The organism is Bacillota bacterium, from assembly GCA_040754315.1.
Taxonomy (GTDB): Bacteria; Bacillota; Sulfobacillia; order DUSP01; family JBFMCS01; genus JBFMCS01.
Window position 1 is genome coordinate 20,578 of sequence record JBFMCS010000041.1, and the last position, 21,314, is coordinate 41,891.

Annotated in this window: 20 protein-coding genes and 1 riboswitch; of the genes, 8 read left to right on the top strand and 12 right to left on the bottom strand. The window is 57.8% G+C overall.

Going from position 1 to position 21,314, the window contains the following annotated elements; translation table 11 throughout:
• Positions 1–738: 738 nt before the first annotated feature.
• From lysS to dusB, 11 genes are all read right to left on the bottom strand, one after another.
• Positions 739–2,238: a lysine--tRNA ligase gene (gene lysS / locus AB1576_08125; protein ID MEW6081726.1), complete on the bottom strand. Its 1,500-nt coding sequence runs from the start codon at positions 2,236–2,238 to the stop codon at positions 739–741.
• A 16-nt stretch (positions 2,239–2,254) separates the two neighbouring features.
• Positions 2,255–2,740, bottom strand: coding sequence for a transcription elongation factor GreA (greA, locus tag AB1576_08130; protein MEW6081727.1), 486 nt, complete (start codon positions 2,738–2,740; stop codon positions 2,255–2,257).
• A 415-nt stretch (positions 2,741–3,155) separates the two neighbouring features.
• A complete protein-coding gene (locus AB1576_08135) occupies positions 3,156–4,814 on the bottom strand; it encodes a cobalamin-dependent protein (protein ID MEW6081728.1) in 1,659 nt (552 codons plus the stop codon).
• A 14-nt stretch (positions 4,815–4,828) separates the two neighbouring features.
• Positions 4,829–5,923 (bottom strand): NAD/NADP octopine/nopaline dehydrogenase family protein, encoded by a 1,095-nt coding sequence (locus AB1576_08140; protein MEW6081729.1) that lies wholly within the window; start codon positions 5,921–5,923, stop codon positions 4,829–4,831.
• Between the two features lie 47 nt (positions 5,924–5,970).
• A complete protein-coding gene (gene glmL / locus AB1576_08145) occupies positions 5,971–7,356 on the bottom strand; it encodes a methylaspartate mutase accessory protein GlmL (GenBank protein MEW6081730.1) in 1,386 nt (461 codons plus the stop codon).
• Between the two features lie 166 nt (positions 7,357–7,522).
• Positions 7,523–8,617: a shikimate dehydrogenase gene (locus AB1576_08150; protein ID MEW6081731.1), complete on the bottom strand. Its 1,095-nt coding sequence runs from the start codon at positions 8,615–8,617 to the stop codon at positions 7,523–7,525.
• 44 nt (positions 8,618–8,661) lie between these two features.
• Positions 8,662–9,558 carry a quinate 5-dehydrogenase gene (locus AB1576_08155; protein ID MEW6081732.1) on the bottom strand — a complete coding sequence of 299 codons (897 nt, stop codon included), beginning with the start codon at positions 9,556–9,558 and terminating at the stop codon, positions 8,662–8,664.
• A 40-nt stretch (positions 9,559–9,598) separates the two neighbouring features.
• Complete coding sequence (locus AB1576_08160; GenBank protein MEW6081733.1) at positions 9,599–10,126, bottom strand: helix-turn-helix domain-containing protein; 528 nt, start codon at positions 10,124–10,126, stop codon at positions 9,599–9,601.
• A gap of 73 nt (positions 10,127–10,199) precedes the next feature.
• On the bottom strand, positions 10,200–10,913 hold the full coding sequence (locus tag AB1576_08165) for a polysaccharide deacetylase family protein (GenBank protein ID MEW6081734.1): 714 nt from the start codon (positions 10,911–10,913) through the stop codon (positions 10,200–10,202).
• Positions 10,914–10,960: 47 nt separating this feature from the next.
• Positions 10,961–11,929, bottom strand: a complete 969-nt coding sequence (locus tag AB1576_08170; GenBank protein MEW6081735.1) for a hypothetical protein — start codon at positions 11,927–11,929, stop codon at positions 10,961–10,963.
• Complete coding sequence (dusB, locus tag AB1576_08175; protein MEW6081736.1) at positions 11,929–12,888, bottom strand: tRNA dihydrouridine synthase DusB; 960 nt, start codon at positions 12,886–12,888, stop codon at positions 11,929–11,931. Before dusB ends, AB1576_08170 begins: the two co-directional genes overlap by 1 nt.
• A gap of 100 nt (positions 12,889–12,988) precedes the next feature.
• Here dusB and AB1576_08180 point away from each other — a divergent pair, with 100 nt between their 5' ends.
• Positions 12,989–13,654 carry a metal-dependent hydrolase gene (locus AB1576_08180; protein MEW6081737.1) on the top strand — a complete coding sequence of 222 codons (666 nt, stop codon included), beginning with the start codon at positions 12,989–12,991 and terminating at the stop codon, positions 13,652–13,654.
• Between the two features lie 63 nt (positions 13,655–13,717).
• Here AB1576_08180 and AB1576_08185 read toward each other — a convergent pair whose 3' ends face one another.
• On the bottom strand, positions 13,718–14,137 hold the full coding sequence (locus AB1576_08185) for a bifunctional nuclease family protein (protein ID MEW6081738.1): 420 nt from the start codon (positions 14,135–14,137) through the stop codon (positions 13,718–13,720).
• Between the two features lie 345 nt (positions 14,138–14,482).
• On the opposite strand from AB1576_08185, the gene AB1576_08190 reads away from it, so the two are divergent.
• The 7 genes from AB1576_08190 to AB1576_08220 all read left to right on the top strand — a co-directional run bounded on the left by AB1576_08190 (position 14,483) and on the right by AB1576_08220 (position 21,278).
• A complete protein-coding gene (locus AB1576_08190) occupies positions 14,483–15,685 on the top strand; it encodes an MFS transporter (GenBank protein ID MEW6081739.1) in 1,203 nt (400 codons plus the stop codon).
• A gap of 3 nt (positions 15,686–15,688) precedes the next feature.
• Positions 15,689–16,468, top strand: a complete 780-nt coding sequence (locus tag AB1576_08195; protein ID MEW6081740.1) for a biotin--[acetyl-CoA-carboxylase] ligase — start codon at positions 15,689–15,691, stop codon at positions 16,466–16,468.
• 196 nt (positions 16,469–16,664) lie between these two features.
• The gene (locus AB1576_08200) at positions 16,665–17,435 is read left to right on the top strand and encodes a type III pantothenate kinase (protein ID MEW6081741.1); all 771 of its coding nucleotides are present in this window, start codon (positions 16,665–16,667) and stop codon (positions 17,433–17,435) included.
• 55 nt (positions 17,436–17,490) lie between these two features.
• On the top strand, positions 17,491–18,048 hold the full coding sequence (locus AB1576_08205) for a DUF3786 domain-containing protein (GenBank protein MEW6081742.1): 558 nt from the start codon (positions 17,491–17,493) through the stop codon (positions 18,046–18,048).
• Between the two features lie 9 nt (positions 18,049–18,057).
• The gene (locus AB1576_08210; GenBank protein MEW6081743.1) at positions 18,058–18,702 is read left to right on the top strand and encodes a cytochrome c biogenesis protein CcdA; all 645 of its coding nucleotides are present in this window, start codon (positions 18,058–18,060) and stop codon (positions 18,700–18,702) included.
• Between the two features lie 15 nt (positions 18,703–18,717).
• Positions 18,718–19,221 carry a TlpA disulfide reductase family protein gene (locus tag AB1576_08215; protein MEW6081744.1) on the top strand — a complete coding sequence of 168 codons (504 nt, stop codon included), beginning with the start codon at positions 18,718–18,720 and terminating at the stop codon, positions 19,219–19,221.
• Between the two features lie 163 nt (positions 19,222–19,384).
• Positions 19,385–19,521, top strand: a riboswitch (cyclic di-AMP (ydaO/yuaA leader).
• A gap of 80 nt (positions 19,522–19,601) precedes the next feature.
• Positions 19,602–21,278 carry a methionine synthase gene (locus AB1576_08220; GenBank protein ID MEW6081745.1) on the top strand — a complete coding sequence of 559 codons (1,677 nt, stop codon included), beginning with the start codon at positions 19,602–19,604 and terminating at the stop codon, positions 21,276–21,278.
• The last annotated feature ends 36 nt before the right edge of the window (positions 21,279–21,314 follow it).

Consider the following 21,314-nt stretch of genomic DNA (forward strand, 5'->3'; position numbering starts at 1 on the left):
GTCCGCATCTCCAGTTTGGGTCAAATGTAAGTCGCCTTTGACACCCTCTATATAGGGATTTGGTATCGATACCTATAACTCATGGTTACACTAACTGGAAATTACTCCAGTGACTCTACTCTTCTACTCCCCGCCTCACTCTCTACCAGCGGCAATCTCCTGAGTCTTTCAGGTCGAACTACTTAGAAAAGATACATGAACGGTACCGCAAGACCCAGAGTCAATCAGCCAAAACTGCCATCATCGACGAAGTAGTGAGTGTGTTTGACCATCACAGAAAATGCGCTATTCGAGCACTTAACGGGATGCTCCTGGCAAGAAGCCTCCCGTTAAGTCCACAGGCAGGTTAAGTATCTTGAGTCTCTCCCTGGCATCCAGTTAGTCTGGGAAGCTTTGGACTATCCATGTGCCGAAAGACTCCATCCGGTTTCTTTCGGAAACCGCTGAGATACTGGCATCTCATGGTCAGATCCACCTTACAACAAGTGTTTGCCGGCAACTTGCCCAGATTAGTTGTTCCACTCTGGCAAGGCGTACATCGAGGTGGGATTGCCCGAAATTCCATCATACCCTTCACAAGAGATCCAAGTCGTCTCCAATGTCCCAACTACCACTGGGGCGCTATGATTGGGACGAAACACGCCCCGGCGCTCTAGAAGTAGATCTTGTGGAACACGACGGCGGCCCCTTTAATATAGAGAACGCCCTAAACTCTGGCGTAACAGGGGTTTCCGCCGATTAGGAACTCACGGTCCTACTGGAATTACAGTACTTTGGCCTCATTAAGGGAAACAGGATTACGTCTCTTATTGAGGGACTGTCCGTGAAAAGCATCACTATACGGTCAATGCCCATGCCCAGACCGCCTGTGGGCGCCATACCATACTCCAAGGCCATCACGTAGTCCTCATCCATGGGATGAGCTTCGTCATCCCCCTTAGCCCTCTCCGCAACCTGATCGATGAACCGTTGTCTCTGATCGTCCGGATCATTCAGCTCGGTGAAGGCGTTGGCAATCTCCCTCCCGGCCACGAAACCCTCAAACCTGTAAGTAAGGCTGGGATCCTCGGTCTTCCTCTTGGCCAGTGGCGAAACCTCCACAGGGTAGTCTATGAGGAACGCCGGTTGGATGAGTCTTGGCTCGACGTAGGTCTCCAAGAGTTTGTCCATAACTGTGCCACGGGTGGGCGGCTTCTCCATCTTTAGGCCCAACCTGTCCGCAACCGCTTTGGCCTCGGAGTCTGTGTTGACATCCCCCAGGTCCACCCCGGAGTGATTCCTGATCGCCTCCAACAAGGGAATGCGAGGCCACGGTGGCGCAAGCTCGATCTCTTGCCCCTGGTATTGGATCTTAGTGATACCCAGCGCCTCCCGGGCAGCCTGAGATACAATCTCCTCTGTTATTACCATCATGTCTTCGTAGTCGGCATTTGCCTGGTATAGCTCCAGGCTTGTGAACTCGGGGTTGTGCTTTGTCGACATACCCTCATTCCGGAATATGCGACCGATCTCATATACCTTTTCAAAGCCCCCCACGATGCAGCGTTTCAGGTGGAGTTCTGTGGCTATGCGCAGCTGGAGGTCCAGATTAAGGGTGTTGTGGTGGGTTAGAAACGGGCGGGCCGCCGCACCCCCAGCCACTCCCTGCAGAATGGGTGTCTCCACCTCATAGAAGCCCCGCTCATCAAGCCACCGCCTGATGGCCCTTATTACCTTGCTGCGGATCACGAAGGTCTCGGGCACCTTAGGAGTGACGATGAGGTCCACGTACCGCTGCCTGTAGCGAATGTCCACGTCCTTCAACCCGTGCCACTTGTCCGGCAAGGGCCTTAGGGCTTTGGTCAAGAGGCGGAAGTCATGGACTTCAACGGTGATCTCGCCCCGCCTGGTGCGAAAGACGGTCCCCGTGACCCCTATGATGTCGCCAACATCAAGCAGGCTGAAGAGTTCATAGTCATCCCCCAGGACGTCCAGGCGCGCGTAGACCTGGATCTGCCCGCTCATGTCCTGGATGTGAGCAAATGTTGCCTTGCCGTGGACTCGGACGGTCATGAGACGACCGGAAATGCTTACCGTTTTGCCCTGGAGAGATTCAAAATCCCCAAGCACGTCCGTGGCTCTGTGTGTGAACGCGAACTTGGGGCCGTAGGGATCGACATTCCGGGAGCGAAGCAACTGCAGTTTCTCTCTGCGAGCCGTGACAGCCTTGCTGAATTCTACATCGTGCTCGTGGTCCACAAGTGCACCTCCAGCCTCAGCCCTCTCTCGGGTTGATAGAGACTATCTCATACTTCAGAATGCCCACTGGCACCTTGACCTCAACTATGTCACCAACTCGGCTGTTGAGGAGTGCCTTGCCCACAGGGGACTCGTTGGAGATCCTGTTCTTGCCTGGATCGGCCTCGGTAGACCCAACCAGGACGTACTCTACCTCTTCGCCCGACTCTGGGTTCCTGAGGCGCACCCGTGAACCGATGCAGACCTGGGTCACGTCATAGTCGCATTCTTCAACCAGCCGTGCGTTCCGGAGGATCTTCTCAAGAGTAAGGATCCTGCCTTCCACGAAGGCCTGCTCGTTCTTTGCGTCCTCATATTCGGAGTTCTCGTTGATGTCTCCGAACTGCCTGGCAAACTTAATCCTCTCGGCAATCTCCCTGCGCCTCACGGTTTTTAGGTATCCCAGTTCCTCCTCCAGCTTCTGAAGCCCCGCATGGGTGAGGATGACTTCTTTCTCTACCATTCACTGCTCCGCTCCCTTACCAGTGTTTTGGTGAATGTCCAAAGCCAATAAATGACCTAAAGCCAATATATGTGAGGCAGGATTCGCCTATTCAAAGCGCCAGTGCATACGGCAAACCAAAAAGTGCCAGGCTTGTGCACCTTGACACTTCATCAGCCCTGGAAAAGATCTACGTCCCTAAGTCCTATAGTATTAACAAGTATAGCACTATCCGGCGAAATGCCTGGCAGTGCTTGAGCTGTCACTTCATTGGACCGGATACCTATTAGTACCAGTTCCCAGATTTTCGCAACACATATTATACTGGCAGGCACAAGCTCTGTCAAGGAATCGTCCGATTTTCCGATTTTTGTGTGGTCTCCGCAGGCTCACCTGAGGCCGATCTGCCACTTCCCCGGCAAAGCCCGTGAGGTCTTTAGACATCCACATCAATGGTCTCAAATATCCGGTCTATCCTCTCTCTTTCCAGGAGCACCCGGCCACTGTGGGGGTCAACCGCCTGGATAGCACCGTTCACAGCCCTGGTGACTATGGCTCCCGCGGCATGGGGGTTACCCTTAAGGTTGGGGGCATCCAGAAGGCCGACCTTCACGGCCCGGGCCAGGATCAGTGGATCACACAAGGCATCCTCTACCCCGTGCCCTCCCAGCGTCCTGACGGCATCCATGAGAACGCTGACCTCTGCTACCAGTTCCTTCTTCCTGCGGTCTATCACAGGGTCCAGGGTGATGTTGGGTAGGCCTCCGAGACTCCTGACAATGACCTGCCGCGCCAGAGTACAGCTCTCAATTACCTCGTCAGCCGTGGCAGCGTGGTCTGCCTCGCAGTAGGCCACCACGTGCACGATGTCAGGCTTCAGGAACATCTGGAGGTAGATGGAGGAACCCAGTTGCCCCCGGGCCTGTGCGATATCCACCGGGAAGCTGAGGAGCCCAGAGCGGGTTTGCTTGTAGACGCGGAAGTCTTTGTCAGCAAGTGATCCAACTAGATCCATCTTAGCAAGCATCTTCGCCAGGTCCATCCGATCGCTCATCTGGGGCGGTGTATGGAGCATGTAGGCGCCGATGAAATCCTTAACTCCCATCTTCTTCGCTATATACGCTGCAATGTATGCAGTGGCCACCGCTACGGTGTCATGGCACCCCCGGAGCTCCCAGTGGTGTGATTCGTTGGCCTCCACCGGGATATTACGATGCCCGTGCCACCTCATCAGCTGCATGTGTTCCCGTATGGATTCCTCCACCGACATGGGACCCCGTTCGTCCAGGGCATTAAACCAGAATACCGATGTGGCACACCATGTGTTGCTGATGGTTCTTTCAAGCATTTCGGCATAACGGATCAATTCATCTGTGCCCGAGTAGGACCTCATTAACGGGTAGTTGCCTGCCCTGGAGGCCTCGTATAGCCTTACTAGGTCCTTCTCGGTACGCACAGGAACCCCACCCGCACCCTTCCGCGTTGGGTCACAGCGCTCGGGATGAAAGAAGTTTTCCTGGGCATCCTGGTCCGGTCCCAGGGAGATCACATCCAGCACCTTAGCCCGGGCAATCTTTTGTATGCCCTCCACTGTAGGTTCTATATCTTGGGCCGGAACACCGAAGTGGTGCCTTATCAAAGGAAAGGGAGCCTTTTGCCTCAAGCGCTCCACCATTGTGTGGGCGTAGCTGGCTTCATCCTTAGCCACCATGGGCCTGCCCTTCAAGAAACCCATTATGTCCTCAACAGGCTCCTCGCCAGTGAAGACAGCGTCAAAGAACCCCAGCGCTTTGGCCTTTTCCGCCACAGGCTTGGTGCCGCCGAAACAGAACTTCCTGCCACGGGACAAACCTGCCTCTTCCAGCGCATGCCGGAACCCCGTCAAGAGCTTCTCAGCCACCTCCGGAGTAAGCCGGTAGCTTACCGCTACTACATCCGGGTTGGTCTCTCGGATGGCTCCGATGAAATCCCTTACCGGAGTGGCAGGCCCTAGGAATTCTGTATGGTGCCCTGCCTCTTCAGCCAGCCGGAGGAAGTTTAGCACTCCAGCCACATGCACGCACTCCCCCAGCGCGCCTGCGAGGATCCTGGTCATGTAATTCCCCCCAGTTACGGGGCGCTTTGCCCCTCCTCCACGAATTCTACCACATGGTCCACTCCCATATCAGCCAATCCCAGGTTGTTGGCGGTCCTGCCAGACTCCCACATGTCCTGGCCGAGTAGGAATCCGGCAAGGTCTGCCACACACCTCGAGGCGGGTGTGGGTACCCCCGCTAGCTCGCCCAGGCTCACCATGGGCACCAGTCCCGTGGGAACATCCTCCCACAGGTACCGAATATCGAGGCTGTCAGGAGCGTCAATCCGCTTATATACCTCGTTAGCGTTCATCATTCGGTAGAGGCTGTCCTTCTGGACACCGTAGGCGTCAATCAGCCATTCGCTGGCTGATTCCACCTGGACCCCAAGGCGCTTGGCGACAGCCAGTCGTTCAGTATCGATAGCCTCGATAAGGCGTCCCACGGCTGGAGTCACCCCGTCAGAATAGAACTTGAAGGCCTCCTTGGCATCCAACCTTGCTGCATTGAGGCAGGTGATGGCTGGGTGGAAGACCGCCCCTATGTTCATCAGGCTGGTCTCCAGAACGTTCTTAGCCGGAATGAACTGGGGGAAGGCCTGGTTCAGTATCTCCAGGACCTCCGGGGTATGCCTTGCGGGCAGAGCTGCCACCGGCACTATCTTCTTTACACCCTTAATGGATACGGTGCCCGGGGAAGTCACCCTGCACGCATATAGCAGGGACTGGGCCTCCGCTACCAGCACCCGCGCCCTGCATTGCTCCCTACGTAGGACAGCGGCAAACTCTAGGGCTCCACCTGTGCGCCCCGGATGCAGCACTATCACCTGCCCGTCCACCAGGTGAGGGGCGAGACGAGTAGCTAGAAAGGCATGGGCTGTGGCAGGAACCACTACCATGATTAGCACAGCACCCTCTATAGCCTCGGCGGGATCGAGAGTAGCCAGGGACACCGGCCCGAAGCCTTCGATTGCATCAGTGACCTGGATCCCGCCGTGCCTTCGTACCGCCTCCAACCTTGGGAGAGACCGGTTCAGCATCTTCACCTCATACCCCATGATGCCAAGATGAGCAGCGAAGGCAGCTCCTCCGTTTCCAGCGCCCACCACCGTAACAGGGAGTTGTGCCATTCCTCTCCCTCCCTCAGAGCATCAGTAGGATCAATGCTGGTAAGCCATCATACCTCCACCAGATATCTCCGGAGAATCCTTAAGGCCCTGTCGCTATCCACCTCGTCCAGCAATCCTACAGCCCACAACACGTATGAGCGGTCAACGAAGAGGCGTGGGGTCTTCGGGCGCAGGGCCAGGGGATCACTGTCATGGTAGAGGGCTTCTTCCAGTATGACCCTGGGCTCCTCCGAGTGGGCGAAGATGCCCCCCGTTCCAAGAACCTTGTTGACATGGGTCAGGTCCTTGCCCTTCTGCAGGTAGAACACCCCTGCGGGCGTGGATATTTCCTTGAGCCTTCCCACATGCCTGAACACCGCTTGTTTGACCGCAGCCTTGCCTAATCCAGTATCTACCGCCCGCTCTTCACCAGTTGTGGGGACAAAACCAACGTTATCGTGGAGCCTTCTGACCCAGGCCCCTATGTCGCACTTACCGCCCACCATCTCAGTGAGGGCCTTCGGACCAACCGTATGGAGCAAAGACTCCGCACTAACCCTGAGACCCAGATCTCCTTCAACGGTGCGCTTGGCGTAGGGTTCAGGCAAGCCCCGGAAGATGGCGCGCTCCCGGGAAGGGCGCCCGTCAGCTATGGAATGCACATCGGTCGTGGCACCTCCTACATCCACCACCATTACCTCTCCCGCCCCGGGTTCGTCGTAGGTACCGTCCGCCAGTCTTTTCGCGCCGTGTAGCACTGCTGCAGGGGTCGGCATGATGGTACCGTCAGCCCACATCTTGGCTTTGTCCAGGCCCTTCGCTTCGACAATCCGCTCCATGTAGAGCCGCCTGATTGCCTGCCGGGCTGGAATCGTGTCTATCTTGCCCAGGGCAGGCATGACATTGGAGGCAACCCTCACTTCCCTTCCCGAGCGCTTAAGCACGTCAGCCACCTGCTGGGCCACAACCTTGTTACCTGCCACCACCACCGGCGTCTTGGACTCACACTCTGATAGCGCCCTGGCGTTGTGGAGTATTACCTCTTCATCTCCTCCATCAGTGCCTCCAGCCAGCAGGATGAGATCGTGGGCACTCTCATCAATCTCCTTGGCTTCAGCAGAGGAGAGCTTGTAGGCAAACACCTTGCACACCCGTGCTCCAGCACCTAGCGCTGCCTGGCTGGCCGCCTCAGCCGTGAGTTCCCTCACAAGCCCCACTGCGATAACCCGCAACCCCCCGGCGGCACTGGAACACGCCAGCCTAGTATCAAAGTCGCTTTCTCGCAGTCCCGTTTCCCGGGTCAGGCGCTCCATGGCGCGCCTGAGTCCCAGCATTATGTCTTCTTCCACCGTCGTGACGGACTTGCTTTGCCCCAGGACGATTTCGTCGTCAAGATCCACCGCTACCAATTTGGTATAAGTGCTGCCGAAATCGACGAGAAGGATCCTTGCCATGGACCTCCTCCTTCCTCAAACGGGCTTCCCTGGCTCCCAGGAGGGCCGAAAAGGCCTCCGACATGGGGAGGCCAAGAAGATTATAACACAAGTTGCCAGGCAAAGCAAAAGAGCTTTGGGGGCTACTAGGGGCTCGCCAATGGGTAAAACGGGCACTCAACGGTTCTCAGGCACTCGCATGGCCTCTAATCATCTTGCGCCTTGCCGCTCTATCCCTTATTCTCCGGAGTTCCGTTTCGTCCAGGGCGCGGTCGAAGCTCCTCAACCCAGCCAGACGGAACCCGTGTTTCCTAGCGAGAGCACTAATCTCCTCAATCTGCCTTACCGTAAGGTCCTTCCCCAGGGTGAAGTTCTCGTGCCTTCCCTCCAGGGCAAGTAGCATGGTCTCGGCCATGCAGGCCATCGCATGCCCCGGGGGGAAACCGAAATTGAACCCGAAGTCCACTTGGCCTGGGACCTCCACAACGCCGCCCTCAATCACAAGGACATCGTCCCTGGCGGTTGCCACCCGTACGGACACATCCCGGGGCCTTGCCACGTCGCACACGACGGCCCCCGGTTTGAGATGCTCCGGGTGGATGATGCTGTCGACGGCACTGGAGACAGCCAGGATTATGTCGGCCTTGGGCAATTCCCTGTTGATGTCCGTTGATAGACGGGGGGTCAGTCCGGTGCTGGATACTAGCTGGCGGGCCAGGTGATCCAGCCTGCCGAGGTCCTTGCCTATGAGGGTCATCTTGCGGGCCTGCCGGGCCAGTATGTGAGAGCAAGCCTTGCCAATTGAGCCGGTGGCTCCCACCACGGCAATCTCCGCATGATCCCAGTCAATCCCCATGAATTCCGCAGCCTTCCTGGCTCCCTCCAGGGCAGTGGCCACAGTATAGCTGTTGCCTGTTGTCACGGAAACCCCCAGGTTCTTGGATATCGTAACACCAGCGTCGCCTACCACGGAGGTGAAGGCCCCCAGGCCTAGCACGTCCACGCCCAGTCTTTCTCCCACTCGCGCCACATTGATGATCTTGTTAATCACCAGGTCCGCTGGAAGGCTCACCATCTGTCGGGAGGTGAGAGTCAGGCCCAGGAACCAGCCCTCCGTTTCGGCATGGGGTGAACGGATCCCGGTAATATGCGAGACCAGCAGTGGCTTCATCCTGAGGCCAACGGCCTCGATCACCCAGCCCGGGAGGTACCTGGCGACCGGATACTTCCTTACCATGTCTTTTGTGTTCAGGGGGTGGATTATGAAAGCGAACCTACCCACGGACTACACCTCCGAACTTATCCCTTCCCACGGCCACCGGACTTTCAAAGGTGGACTACCCTGGGTTCGAAATTCAAGCGATCCAGCAAGGTATTGTAGTCTTCGACCGTCATGTCTTCAGGTCCCTTTCCCGCAATCGATATCAGCAGTGCCTCCATGACGTTTGTCCCGAATGACCTGCCTTCCATTTCAGGGGTTGTTGTGACAAGGATCTTGATGCCCGCGTCTCTTAGGAGCTCGAGGTCAGCAGGGGTAACAGTATTGGTTATCATGCTCTTGCCCGGGAGGTCATCTGGCATGTATCGCTTGATGAAGTGGAAGTCCCCACAGATTACCTCGGCTTCATGGAAGTAACGCACGTGCTTGGGGGAACGCTTCTCCTGCTTCTCCCCGGTGGGGTAAAGCCACTCAAAGGGGAGTTTTACCACTACTGGGGCCAAGACACGGGCCACCCAGTACATCTGGCGCAGGGTGGTCATGGGAAGCGGCAGGTTGAGAACGTAAATCAGGTCGGCGAACACCGTCCGGGCTCCCTCCTTAACCAAGGCCTCGGCCATACCTGAGCGGTCCACCGAGCTGGTAACGAGAACCCTTGTGCCCTTCAGGGGAAAGACGTTCCTGGCCACATGATGGATTACCCTGCGTTCCAGGGTGTTCTTGAGACCACTGCCATCCACAATCGGGGATTTTTTGGCCGCCCGTTTCAAGGGAAGGGCTCCCCTAATGGTGTAGACTCGATCTCCAGCCCTGATATAGAGGTCGATACCGCCCATGCCGAAGGCATCTACCTGGCCATCCAGTTCTTGTATTAGGCGCACTGCCTTCTTGACGTCCCCGTCTGTGCCGATCCTCTCGATCTGGAACCTCTCACCCAGGACGTCGACTTGCACCAGGTGGTCCCGCTTGGATGAACCTAGGCTTACGCTTACTATCCTCTTCAGGTGAACCACTCCTCGCCTTCTCGTTGAGACGATAGCATTCCTAGGCCTTGATCTCCCGGATAAGGTCCCTTAGGCGTTCCGGATCCACGTACACGTCCTCGGATAGAGGTGACTTGCCAATTTCCCATGGTATGACGTCCTTGTCAATGAGGGCTTGGATGAACCGCACTCTCTCGTCTGAGCCTATGACCACCGTCGTGTCATATGCCCTTACCTGCCCGATAAGCCTGACTATGTCGTTTACCAGCTGGGCGCCGCTCCTGTCCTGCACGTAGGCCCATCGCTCCCGGTTGTCCATCACCACGGAGAGTTCCACACCCTCCTTGGCCGCCACCGCCACTATCTCGTCCTTGTTGGCCACCGGCATGGCTATCAGGGCCAGCGAACCTCCCCGCCTGACCTCCCCCATTGACTCAAGCCTGGAGATGAAACTGCGGTCCACACCCAGCCTGTCCGCCACCTCTTGCTGCGAGAAACCCTGACCTCTAAGGGCCAGTATTTCCTTGACACGGTCCCTGATCCGAGACGGGTCTATGAGCTTGTCCCCTATGCGAAAAAAGCGACCCATTGCCCCAGTCCCCCGTGTGCTCAAAATTGTGCACAGGATCATTCTAGCACCTGACGCAGCTGATCGCAACACTCTAAGGTTCCTTGTCGAGGATTTGTGTCACGGTGACTGGATCCAGCCCGCGCTCTTTCATATCCGCTAGGATGCCCGGCAGTGCCAGCTTGGTGGGTTCGGTGGGGTGCATGAGTAAGAGGGAACCACTTGAGGCCTTGGAAGCCCGCTTGCGCACTACAGAAGGTGGTGGCCTTCTCCAGTCCACCGTATCAACCGTCCACAGTATGGTCCTGTAGCCCAAGTCCTCGGTAGCCTGGAGGCTTTCCTCCGTGTACTCCCCGTAGGGCGGGGCGTAGATCCTGGCGGGCTCACAGGCAAGCACATCCCTGAGAAGAGCCTCATTGTCTATGATGAGCCTCTCAATGCCCTTGCGGTCCAGCTCGGCTGGGTGCGCGTGAGAGTACCCGTGGTTTCCCACTTCATGGCCGGCTTCGGCTATACGCCGCAGCAGGTCGGGATGCTTCTTGGCCCAGGTTCCTGTCACAAAGAAGGTGGCTCTGGCCCGCCCGTCCTCTAAGACCTGAAGGATGTCCGGGATGTACTCTTCACCCCAGTCCACATTGAACATGAGGGCAACCCTGGGCAGCGCTGGGTTACCCATTAGGACCGGCCCCGCACCCGAAGACGCGGGGACAGCCACAGGAGTGGATACGCCAAGGAAAAAAGCCATGAGGAAGACGCAGGCCAGCGCGGGCGTCGCCCTTACGGTAAACACCTTCCAAGTCACCTTCACCGGGTATTCACCTCCCGGTAAAGGTTATGCCATCCATGGAAGTGCCATTACTCCAGGGGGCTGGCGGGAAAACGTCTCAGCACTTCTGCCATTTTGTTGGGATAATGTCCTGTATCGTCATGAAGCATACCACGCTTGAGGCCCTGCAGCACCCTAAGGCCCCAGGACGTGGAGATATCCAGGGCATCCGAGATTTGTGACAGTGTCTTCTTCCTGGCTTCATCCAGGGAACGGAAGAAACCCTCACCCTCCTTCAGTCCCCGGATTACTTCCTTCTCCAAATAGAAGTGGGCGAGATTGGTCAGCGGGTTCCCGCAAGCGCCTGAAGAGGTCATCCCGAACACCTCCGGGTATCCCAAACGGAAACCCGCTTCCACTGATTGCTTTAGCTCGCCAGTCTCCGCTTGGAGGCACTCCACAATGGTCCTTGGGCTACACAACCCGTACTGGCTAAGGGAACGAATGATGGCGTGCTCGACGCTGTGGGCTTGCTCGGGCTCAATCAGGCCTCCCACGTTGCCCTGAAGGCCTAGACGCTCACCTGTCTCCAGGTTCGTGCCATAGATTGTGATCCGGATATCCTTGGAGTCCCGGGTCTCCGTCTGCCCCCCCAGTGCCTGCCAGCCCGCTCCCTCAATCACAGGGTAGCCACGCCCCCGGAGTTCCTTGAAATCAAGCGGTTTGATCCTCCCGCCAACGAGTCTCCCCTCGTAAACCGAGAGGATTGCTGCCCTAGCCCTTGACTTGCCCGTGACCTCGCAAAAGGTTACAGCCCTGGCAGTCCCACATACCGATACGGGCACCTCCTGTGACCACACCCGGACCACCTCCGCCACAACACCAATGGGGTAGAACCCCCCGCGGTCTGGGGAGTAGGGGCACAGGAACAGGGGATGCCCCTTGGGCAATCCCTGGAGTACCGCTGCCATCTCTGGGTCCAGGAAGGCCCCCTTCATGTTGCCCCCATCTGGCCTGGGGAATATTCCGTTGGTTACGGGGATCAAGATAAGGTCCATTAGGTTACCTCCAGCCGTTCCAATAATATGCTCTTCATAGTCTCGATGTCAGGGGCCCAGTGGATCTCGGCCCTGGTCTTGGCAGCGCCTGGGAGCCCCCTGGTGTACCATGCGGCGTGCTTCCGCATCTCCAGAAGGGCAATGTGATCTCCCTTCAGGTGCCGAATCTCCTCCGCGTGTTCCAGTGCCATCCCGACTCTCTCCCTTGGGGATGGCCAGGTGATCTCCCGTCCATCCAGTGCCTCACAAACCTGCCGGAGGATCCAGGGATTGCCCAGCGCCGCCCTGCCCACCATGACGCCGTCGCACCCTGTCGCCTCCACCATGGCGAGAGCATCCTGAGGGCTCCTAAGATCGCCGTTGCCGATAAGGGGGACGGAAATCCTCTCCCTGACCCTTCGGATTACGCTCCAATCGGCCTTTCCCCCGTATAGCGCTTCCCTGGTCCTGGCATGAACTACTATGGCCGCCGCCCCGGCATCTGCAAGAAGAGCTGCCATTTCTGGGGCGTTGATGCTGGTCTCGTCCCAGCCTGACCGGATCTTCGCGGTTACCGGGACACTGACGGCCCCGGTTACAGCCGCCACGATTTCTTGGGCTAGGTCCAAGTGCTTCATCATGGCAGCCCCCTCCCCCTTCTTGACCACTTTGGGAACGGGGCAGCCCATATTGATGTCTACCACATCAGCTCCCATCTCCACAACTACCCGGGCGGCGCTTGCCATGATCCCCGGGTTCGAGCCTATCAGCTGGGCAGCCTGTGGGGAGGCAATGGGCCCCACCAGTGCGTTCCTGACACTCCGGGCGTTTCCCTCCGTGAGCGCCCTCGCGTTGATCATCTCAGTGAATAGGAGCCCTTGAGTGAACCTCCGGCATATTCTCCTGTAGGCCAGGTCCGTGACACCAGCCATCGGGGCCAGTGCCACTGGCTCCGCAATGTAAAGATCGCCGATCCTCACCGCACCAACCTCCGCCGAGCACCCCGGAAGTGCCCAGTGATTTGCCTATCCCCCCAATATTTGCTATCATTTCCCCTAGAAGTAGATAGGGGGGATACCCGTGAACATCAGGTACCTCGGCCACGCCTGCTTCACCTTGGAGGACCGGGGCAAGACACTCATCTTTGACCCTTACTTGGACGAGAACCCATCCTCGCCAGTGAAGTCGAGAGATGTGAAGGCCGATTATGTGCTGGTAAGCCACGCTCACTTCGATCACATGGGAGAAGCGGCCGCAATCGCCAAGGCCTCGGGCGGCTTGGCCATTACCACCGCGGAGGTTGCAGGTGAGCTCCAGAAACAGGGAGCCGACACCCACGCGCTTCACATCGGCGGCAAGCACGCTTTTGATTTCGGCTATGTCAGGGCTACCCCGGCCTTCCATGGATCAGGCGTTCCCGGCGGCCACGCGTGTGGATTCATCGTTAATTTCTATGGTAAACGTGTTTATTTCCCGGGTGATACGGGTCTGTTCGGAGACATGAGGCTCCTGGGAGAACTGGAACCCTTAGATATGGCGCTGCTCCCTATCGGTGACAACTTCACCATGGGCATCGACGATGCGGTGGTGGCTGTCAAGTTGCTTCGTCCTAAGGTCGCCATACCCATGCACTACAATACCTGGCCTCTAATAGAGGCCGATCCCAACCTGTTCAAAGACAAGGTAGAAGCCGAGACTGGGACGAAAGTGGTGATACTAAGACCCGGGGAGTCAATAAACCTCTAGCAGTCCAGGCACGGTCCAGGGCACAACGATACCAAGACCGTTGCGCCCTGGACTACTCTTCCCTCAATGTACTGTTGGGTCCTGGTTAGCCGCGAGACCCGCATCGTTCATAACCTGTTCCGATACGAATATCGGAGCATTGGCGCGAAGCGCAAGGGCAATGGCATCGCTCGGTCTTGAATCGATCTCCATGGTGTCCCCTTGAGACTTCAGGACGACCTGCCCAAAGAAGGTGCTGTCTTTCAGATCGTGGATTATTACCATGCACACCTCGGCCTTCAATGTGTCCAACATGCTCTTTATGAGGTCATGGGTTAGAGGTCTGGCTGGCCTGATGCCTTCCATTTCCATAGCGATGGAAGTTGCCTCCAGCATTCCGATCCAGATGGGCAACACTCGTTTCCCGTCGATGTCCTTCAGGATAACGACTCCCTGCTCCCCTCCTACCTCCATGGCAACCCTGTCAACTCTCAGCTGAAGCATACAATCACCCCCCGGGGGGATCCCACAATTGTATTATACCACAACCGGTGGCGGCGTCTTTGTCCAGGTGAAGGCCGATAGGGGTAAAGAGATGTATCCACCCAGCGATGACAGCACAAGTTCTAAGGATTGGCATCCTTACCTCATGTATTGCTTCCGTTCTTCATAGAAATTTTCGACATCATATAAAAGTCGGGTTATACCACAACCGGCGGCGTCTTTGTCCAGGTGAAGGCCAACCCTTGTCCACGAGGAGGATCCCCGTGTGGGGGGCGGAATAATAACTTGGGGCTCAGCGGACTCCATTTGGGCCCGAAATAATTATGTCTGCGGGTGATACACCTCTTGAACAGCCTGTTTGTGAGTGTGGTCAGCCTGGCACACTTCTCGATTGAGGTGGCCGATGGAGGTATCCCCCTTGTCCTTCCCCTGATCAAGGAGAGGCTCGGCATATCCCATACCCTCATAGCCACCATCATGATGGTCAGGATCATCGGCTCCTCAGTGTTCCAGCCGGTATTTGGCGTCCTGGTGGATCTGAAGCCCCAGAGTTGGCTCCTGCCCACCAGCGTCCTCCTGACCTCAGCCGGGGTGGCCGCCCTGGGCTACTCACCCCTCTACATTGCCGTCCTGGCCGCTGTGTTTTTCGGAGGCCTTGGTGCCGCTGCCTTTCACCCGGCTGCCTCCAAAGCAGTATACCTCAACAGTGGCATCAAGAAGGCCTCTGGATTGGCCCTGTTCATGGTCTGTGGGAACGTTGGATACGCCCTGGGCCCCATCGTCATGTCCCTTCTTCTTATCCAAGGGCTTCAGGGAACAATCTACATCATGATTCCAGGAATAGCGGCTACCGTGGTCTTACTCCAGTCCATGAAACGTCCGGCCGTTATGGGCCCGGAGGCCCCAGGGACTGGTAGGGATCTTCGCCTCTGGGTCTCCGAAGGGCTGTCCAAACCTGTAGTCCTGCTGACGTCATTCTCCGTCATGCGTTCCCTGGTACACCTTGGTTTTATAACCTACATCCCCTTTTACTATCCCTATGAGATGACCAGCTGGGCGCTGGCGCTTTACCTGGTGGCGGGGGCGCTAGGAACCCTAGTGGGTGGGACCCTCGCCGACCGCCATGGGCCGAAGAGAGTCACCATACTCTCCTCTTTGCTGGCGGCACCCATGAGCATTGCCTTCGCGGCTACCTCGGGGGTGTGGTCCTTCATCTTCCTGGCGCTGTCCGGCATGACCCTGGTGGCCACCGCCTCCGTGACCATCCTGCTCTGCCAGGACCTCATGCCCAAGAGCATTGGCTTGGCTTCAGGACTCATGATGGGCTTCGTTTACGGAGTAGCGGGCATTGCCTTGGTACCCTTCGGCTACCTCGCGGATCTCATCAGCGTGCATGCCACGCTCTGGAGTCTTTCCCTGACCACCATTCCTACCCTGATCCTGGCTTACCTGGCGGTATCTACAGGGGCTCCAGGGGAACCCACAGGGTCGACAGTTAAAGATAAGCCGCTGATCACTGCTTCTCCTGGAGTAAGGACGGAGAGATGACCCATGGAGAGATTGGACACCACTGCCATCGCTTCGAGGCAAGGCAAGGCCCTGGGGACCCGTGTAATCTACCGGAGGGTGTTAACCTCCACCATGGACCTGGCACGGCACTTGGCCGAACAGGGTGAACCCGAGGGTACTGTGGTGGTAGCAGATGAACAAACCCAGGGGAGGGGAAGGCGAGGGCGTTCCTGGTGGTGCCCGGCAGAAGCGGGACTCTTGTTTTCTGTCATCCTGCGCCCGGAACTGGAACCCTCGGGATTCCCATGGCTTACAGTGGCCATGGCGCTTGCCCTAGCCGCCGCCGGGCAAGTCCTAGGGGTGAACTCCAAGACCAAGTGGCCCAATGATGTGGTCTGCCCCAACGGCAAGCTGGCAGGAGTGATAGGTGAAGCCTCAGGGTCCCCTGCCTGGGTAGTCCTGGGGGCAGGTATCAACGTGAACAGACCTGGCTTATTGCACAAGGGTTTCCCTGAAACCATCGCCTTCCTGTCCGACCACCTGGGACGGCCCGTTGACCGGGCCACACTACTGGGCTTGACCTTGGACGGCCTGGAGGAGAGATGTCTCGCCCTGCGTGGTGGCCCCGGAACCCTGATGCAGGAATGGATACTCAAGAGCGCAAGTTATGGTCAAAGGGTCCAGGTTGGCACAGGGGATGCTGCGTGGGAAGGCATCGATGAGGGGCTTGACCGCCATGGGGCGCTGCTTCTCAGAACCGAGCACGGATCCCTGTTAAGGTTCCCCTGGGGCGAGGTGTCTCTAATAAGGATCCTGCCTTGAGACCACTTACGCATTCCATGAGAACATCCAGCCCCGGAAGGCAAGTTGCCAGGGCGTGGAGTCTAAGTAGTGGGCGGTAGGGAGACCCTGAGACAGCCGGGAATACCAGGTTAACCATCAAGGTTCCCATCTTCATCTTGCCTGCTAATGCAATCTAGCGGTATCATGGATCTACGGTGGAAAGGAGAAGGCGAAGGTGCTTATTGCTCTGGACATCGGCAACACGGAAATAGTGGCAGGCGTATACGAGGGATCCGCCCTTAGGAACCACTGGAGGGTCTCAACAGAACGCCGGAAGACCGCCGATGAATACGGTATCCTCTTTCTCTCTCTAATGGATCATGGGGGCCTTGACCCAGACCTCCTAGACTCAGCCATAATCGCCTCGGTGGTGCCCCCCCTCACCCAGACACTGGAGGATACGTGCTCGCGGTACCTAAGGGTACAGCCTATCGTGGTTGGCCCGGGCGTCAAGACAGGTGTCTCAGTGAAGTACGAGAACCCCAAGGAGGTCGGGGCCGACCGCATAGTTAATGCGGTTGCTGCATATGACCGCTACGGGGCACCAGCAATCGTGGTGGACTTTGGAACCGCCACGACCTATGATGCCATATCCCGGGACGGAGAGTATCTCGGGGGTGCTATCGCTCCCGGCATAGGTATCTCCCTGGAGGCCTTGTTCCAGAGGGCTGCCAAGCTCCCCCGGATAGAGCTGGTAAAACCCCCTTCCGTGGTGGGACGCAACACCGTATCCAGCATGCAGTCGGGGATCGTGTTTGGCTTCGCAGGTCAAGTTGATGAGATAGTCAGGAGGATGCGGGAGGAGATTGGCGGTGATGCCTTCGTAGTTGCCACGGGCGGCCTAGCAGAGCTCATCGCCCCTGAAACCAGGACAATACAGAAGGTGGACCGGCTCCTTACCCTGTGGGGGCTCCGTGTCATACACCAGAGAAACCGGCCAGACTGAGGAGGCGGGCATGGGCTACGAAGAGACATACCGTGCGGCATTGGAGAGGTTTGCGATGAAGAGGCCGGAAGCCATGGCCAGGGCTAAAGGCGGGCTCTACAACCCGGGGAACGGCACACTCTCCCTTCCCTATCTCGGGGCAGTGCAGCACGTTCACCATCCTAGCGGGGACATGACAACAGAAAGGCACCCCCCTGGTGGCGCTCTCTCGCCAGAGGAGCGAGTACTCCTCATACAGTACCTTTCCTGGACAGGCCGGGACACGTCGCCTGCCAGCGAGTGGCTGGCCTTCAACCAGCTGGAGGGTGGAGAATCCCACTGGGCCCTCGTCCAGCACGAGGCCGCTGACCCCCTGGGGGAAAGGTTCGGCCATAACATTCCCGGGCTTTATGATGCCTTGAAACCCTTCAAGGCCAGGGAAATGGGCCTGGGGGACGCATCCTTCATTATTGAGGCCTACCCCAAGGTGTACCTGGGAGTTGTGCTGTGGCGTGGAGATGAGGAGTTCCCCCCGAGAGCGTCCCTTCTCATTGACGAAGCCGCCCCAGCCCACTTGACAATGGCCTCACTGTTCATGTTGGGGCTCGAGGTATCGCGGAGACTCCGGACTTAGGAGGCGGCCATGCAATCACCCCCTTTCTACTTGGCTTTCATTGCTGGGATGGGCTCCATCGTATCCCCGTGTGTACTGCCGCTTATCCCTGCCTACCTGGTGTCGGTGGCATCTCAAGGGGGGGGACGCACCAGGCTGGCAGTAAATACCATGGGGTTCATCTTTGGATTCAGCCTGGTGTTTATCCTCATGGGTCTATCAGCGACGGCTGTGGGTGGCCTCTTGGCTCGGCACATTGAGGTATTGCGCAAGGTGGGAGCACTCATCGTCATCTTGCTGGGTCTCCACCTGGCCGGACTCTACCGGCTGGCCTTTCTCGAGAGGACTGCCCAGGCAAGAACCCTCCCAGTGCTGGGCCGGTGGCAGCCGTTGCTGCTGGGCATCGTGTTCGCCTTTGGCTGGACACCCTGTGTGGGGCCTATCCTGGCCTCCATCCTGATAGTGGCGAGTTCCTCAGGGGATCCCGTCACGGGGGGGCTCCTGCTAGCCTCCTATTCCGCAGGGTTCTCCCTGCCCTTTGTACTGGCAGCTGTGTTTACCGACCGGGTGACAAGGGGTTTGAAGTCGTTGGGTCCCTATCTCCCTGCGATCTCCCGGGTATCTGGGCTGGGATTGGTTTTTCTGGGCATCCTCCTGTACATGGATAGACTCTAATCGGGGGGTCACTCTGTGAAGAGCATCAGGATCTTGGTTGTGCTTGTCGTAGTACTGCTGGTGGCAACCAGTTGCCGCGGGAGGCAGGATAGCGAAGCACCACTCCCTTCAGGCGATGAGTCAGCACCGGATTTTACCCTGCCTGACCTCAAGGGCACTGAGACTAGCCTCTCCCAGTTCAGGGGCAAGGTAGTCTTCATCAACTTCTGGGCGACATGGTGCGGTTATTGCAGGGACGAGATGCCGGACCTTGACGCATTTCAGAAGGAATACGATGGCGACGTGGTGGTCTTAGCCATCGCCCTGGACGACCCCTCAACCGTGGAGGCATTTGTGCAGGAGGGTGGCTTTTCCTTTCGTGTGCTTCTTGACCCTCAGAAGGCTACCGGGAAGGCGTACGGGGTGAGATATCTTCCCACCACAGTAGTTGTGGATGCGTCCGGGCGCATCGTTGAAGAGGTCGTCGGAATGATGACCAGGGAGTCCATGGAGGCCATGCTGGAGAGAGCCCTAGACTAAGGGCAAGCCAGGGACAGCCAGGAGTGAATGTTACTGGATGGGTTATGTAGTATTGGTATGTTAACAATATTCTATCCCTTAAAATACCTTTGGGTCTTTCCCTTTACAGGGGGGCCTGGCTCTGGTAGAATAGGGATACAGTGGTAGAATAGCATACGGCCAAACGGTCTGAACGCTGAAACCCCCTGCGGGGGGTGCGGGGGACCCAGTCAACAGGGGCGAATCCCTTGCAAGAGGGTAGGGCCACACTCTTTCGGTCCGAGTCCGTCAGCTAACCTCGTAAGCGTGGAAGGAGGAGACCCCGGGTTCTGAACCTAACCCAGGGGTGTCCCTGGGTTTCGGTTTTCCTCTCACCGTTGGCCGGAAAGGAGAGGATGGCCATGAAGAAGAGGATCGTTGGAGCCGCGATAGGTGACTGCGTTCATGTGGCTGGGGTCATCAACTTCCTAAGATTAGCGGAGGATTCCGGCTACGAAACGGTGTTTCTCGGGCCGGCCGTGCCTGTGGACACCTTTCTCAAGGTGGTGGAACAGGAATCACCCTACATGGCGGCGGTGGGATACCGCCTATCCCCCGAGACCGCGAAGCCACTCCTGGAGAGACTCTCCAAGGGTGTCCGGGAGCGAAAGTGGACTAGGTTGCCTTTGCTCACCATGGGAGGCACTCCCCCCGTTGCCAGGGTGGCGGAGAGTCTAGGCATCTTTGACAGGGTATTCTCCGGGCTCGAGGACATAGACGAGGTTCTCGGCTTTCTCAAGGGGCATAGTGGCCGCAGGGAGAACTCCAAGCGCCCCCCCAGTACCCTGGTGGAACGTATAGAATTCAAGCGACCCTACCCGGTCATCCGTCACCACTTCGGCCTTCCAGACCTGGACGTGACTGTCCGGGGCGTCAAGACCCTTGCATCCTCGGGCGTCCTGGATGTAATATCCTTGGGTCCTGACCAGAACGCCCAGGAGAGCTTCTTCAGGCCCTGGGAGATGGATCCCTCACAGGATGGGGCCGGGGGTGTTCCCCTGCGGACACCCGAGGACCTCCGCAGGCTGTACGGGGCCGCCCAGTGCGGCAACTACCCACTTCTCCGGTGCTACAGCGGAACCCGGGACGTATTCAAAATGGCCGACCTGCTCCTGGCCACCATTGATAACGCTTGGAGTGCCATCCCCGTGTTCTGGTACAATGTCCTTGACGGCAGGGGCCCACGGAACTTGGAGGAGTCAATACGGGATTCCCAGCGTCTAATGGCCTGGCACGCCGCCAGGGGCGTGCCGGTGGAGGTCAACGATGCCCACCAGTGGAGCCTCAGGGATGCCCACGATGTGGTGGCGGTGGTGGCCGCATTCCTCGGAGCCTACAACGCTAAGCGGGCGGGAGTGACCACCTACGTCGCCCAGTACATGTTCAACAACCCTCCAGCCACATCGCCCATGATGGATCTGGCCAAGATGATGGCGAAGATAGAGATGATTGAGTCTCTTCACGATGAGAGTTTCCAGAGCTTCAGGGAGGTCCGGGCCGGTCTGGCCAGCTTCCCAGCAGACATGGACATGGCCAAGGGGCAGCTCGCTGCCTCCACCTACCTGGGCATGACACTGAACCCTGACATCGTGCATGTCGTGGCCCATACCGAAGGAGACCACGCAGCCACACCCCATGACATCATTGAGGCCTGCAAGATAGTGCGTGGGGTAATCAGGAACTGCATGGCCGGTCTGCCTTCAATGATCCAGGACCCGGTGGTACTCACGAGAAAGCAGCAACTCCTGGAGGAGGCCGGGGTACTCCTGGAGGCCATCCGGGGGCTTGCACCTCAGGGTACAGCGGACCCCTGGGCAGACCCGGTCACCCTTGGCCTGGCCGTCCGCGGCGGGCTGATGGACGCGCCCCACCTGAAGGGAAATCCCGTTGCCCGGGGTGAGGTGCGTACCCGAATGGTGAACGGCACGTGCTGCGCCGTGCATCCAGACACCCAGAAACCCTTGAGTGAGAGGGAAAGGATTGATCTAGCCAGGAGAGCAGCCATGGTAAAGGGCATCCCTCAGGTTGCAGCAGGCTAGGGGAGAAGCAAGGCCGCGTCATCAGGATGCGGCCTT

What these genes read in the sequence shown, in the direction of transcription:
- AB1576_08185 (MEW6081738.1), bottom strand. Translation starts at nt 14,137, where the DNA reads ATGCTTCAGCTGAGAGTTGACAGGGTTGCCATGGAGGTAGGAGGGGAG.
- AB1576_08170 (MEW6081735.1), bottom strand. Translation starts at nt 11,929, where the DNA reads ATGGACCTTATCTTGATCCCCGTAACCAACGGAATATTCCCCAGGCCA.
- AB1576_08195 (MEW6081740.1), top strand. Translation starts at nt 15,689, where the DNA reads ATGGAGAGATTGGACACCACTGCCATCGCTTCGAGGCAAGGCAAGGCC.
- AB1576_08135 (MEW6081728.1), bottom strand. Translation starts at nt 4,814, where the DNA reads ATGACCAGGATCCTCGCAGGCGCGCTGGGGGAGTGCGTGCATGTGGCT.
- greA (MEW6081727.1), bottom strand. Translation starts at nt 2,740, where the DNA reads ATGGTAGAGAAAGAAGTCATCCTCACCCATGCGGGGCTTCAGAAGCTG.
- AB1576_08220 (MEW6081745.1), top strand. Translation starts at nt 19,602, where the DNA reads ATGAAGAAGAGGATCGTTGGAGCCGCGATAGGTGACTGCGTTCATGTG.
- glmL (MEW6081730.1), bottom strand. Translation starts at nt 7,356, where the DNA reads ATGGCAAGGATCCTTCTCGTCGATTTCGGCAGCACTTATACCAAATTG.
- AB1576_08140 (MEW6081729.1), bottom strand. Translation starts at nt 5,923, where the DNA reads ATGGCACAACTCCCTGTTACGGTGGTGGGCGCTGGAAACGGAGGAGCT.
- AB1576_08210 (MEW6081743.1), top strand. Translation starts at nt 18,058, where the DNA reads ATGCAATCACCCCCTTTCTACTTGGCTTTCATTGCTGGGATGGGCTCC.
- AB1576_08160 (MEW6081733.1), bottom strand. Translation starts at nt 10,126, where the DNA reads ATGGGTCGCTTTTTTCGCATAGGGGACAAGCTCATAGACCCGTCTCGG.
- AB1576_08205 (MEW6081742.1), top strand. Translation starts at nt 17,491, where the DNA reads ATGAAGAGGCCGGAAGCCATGGCCAGGGCTAAAGGCGGGCTCTACAAC.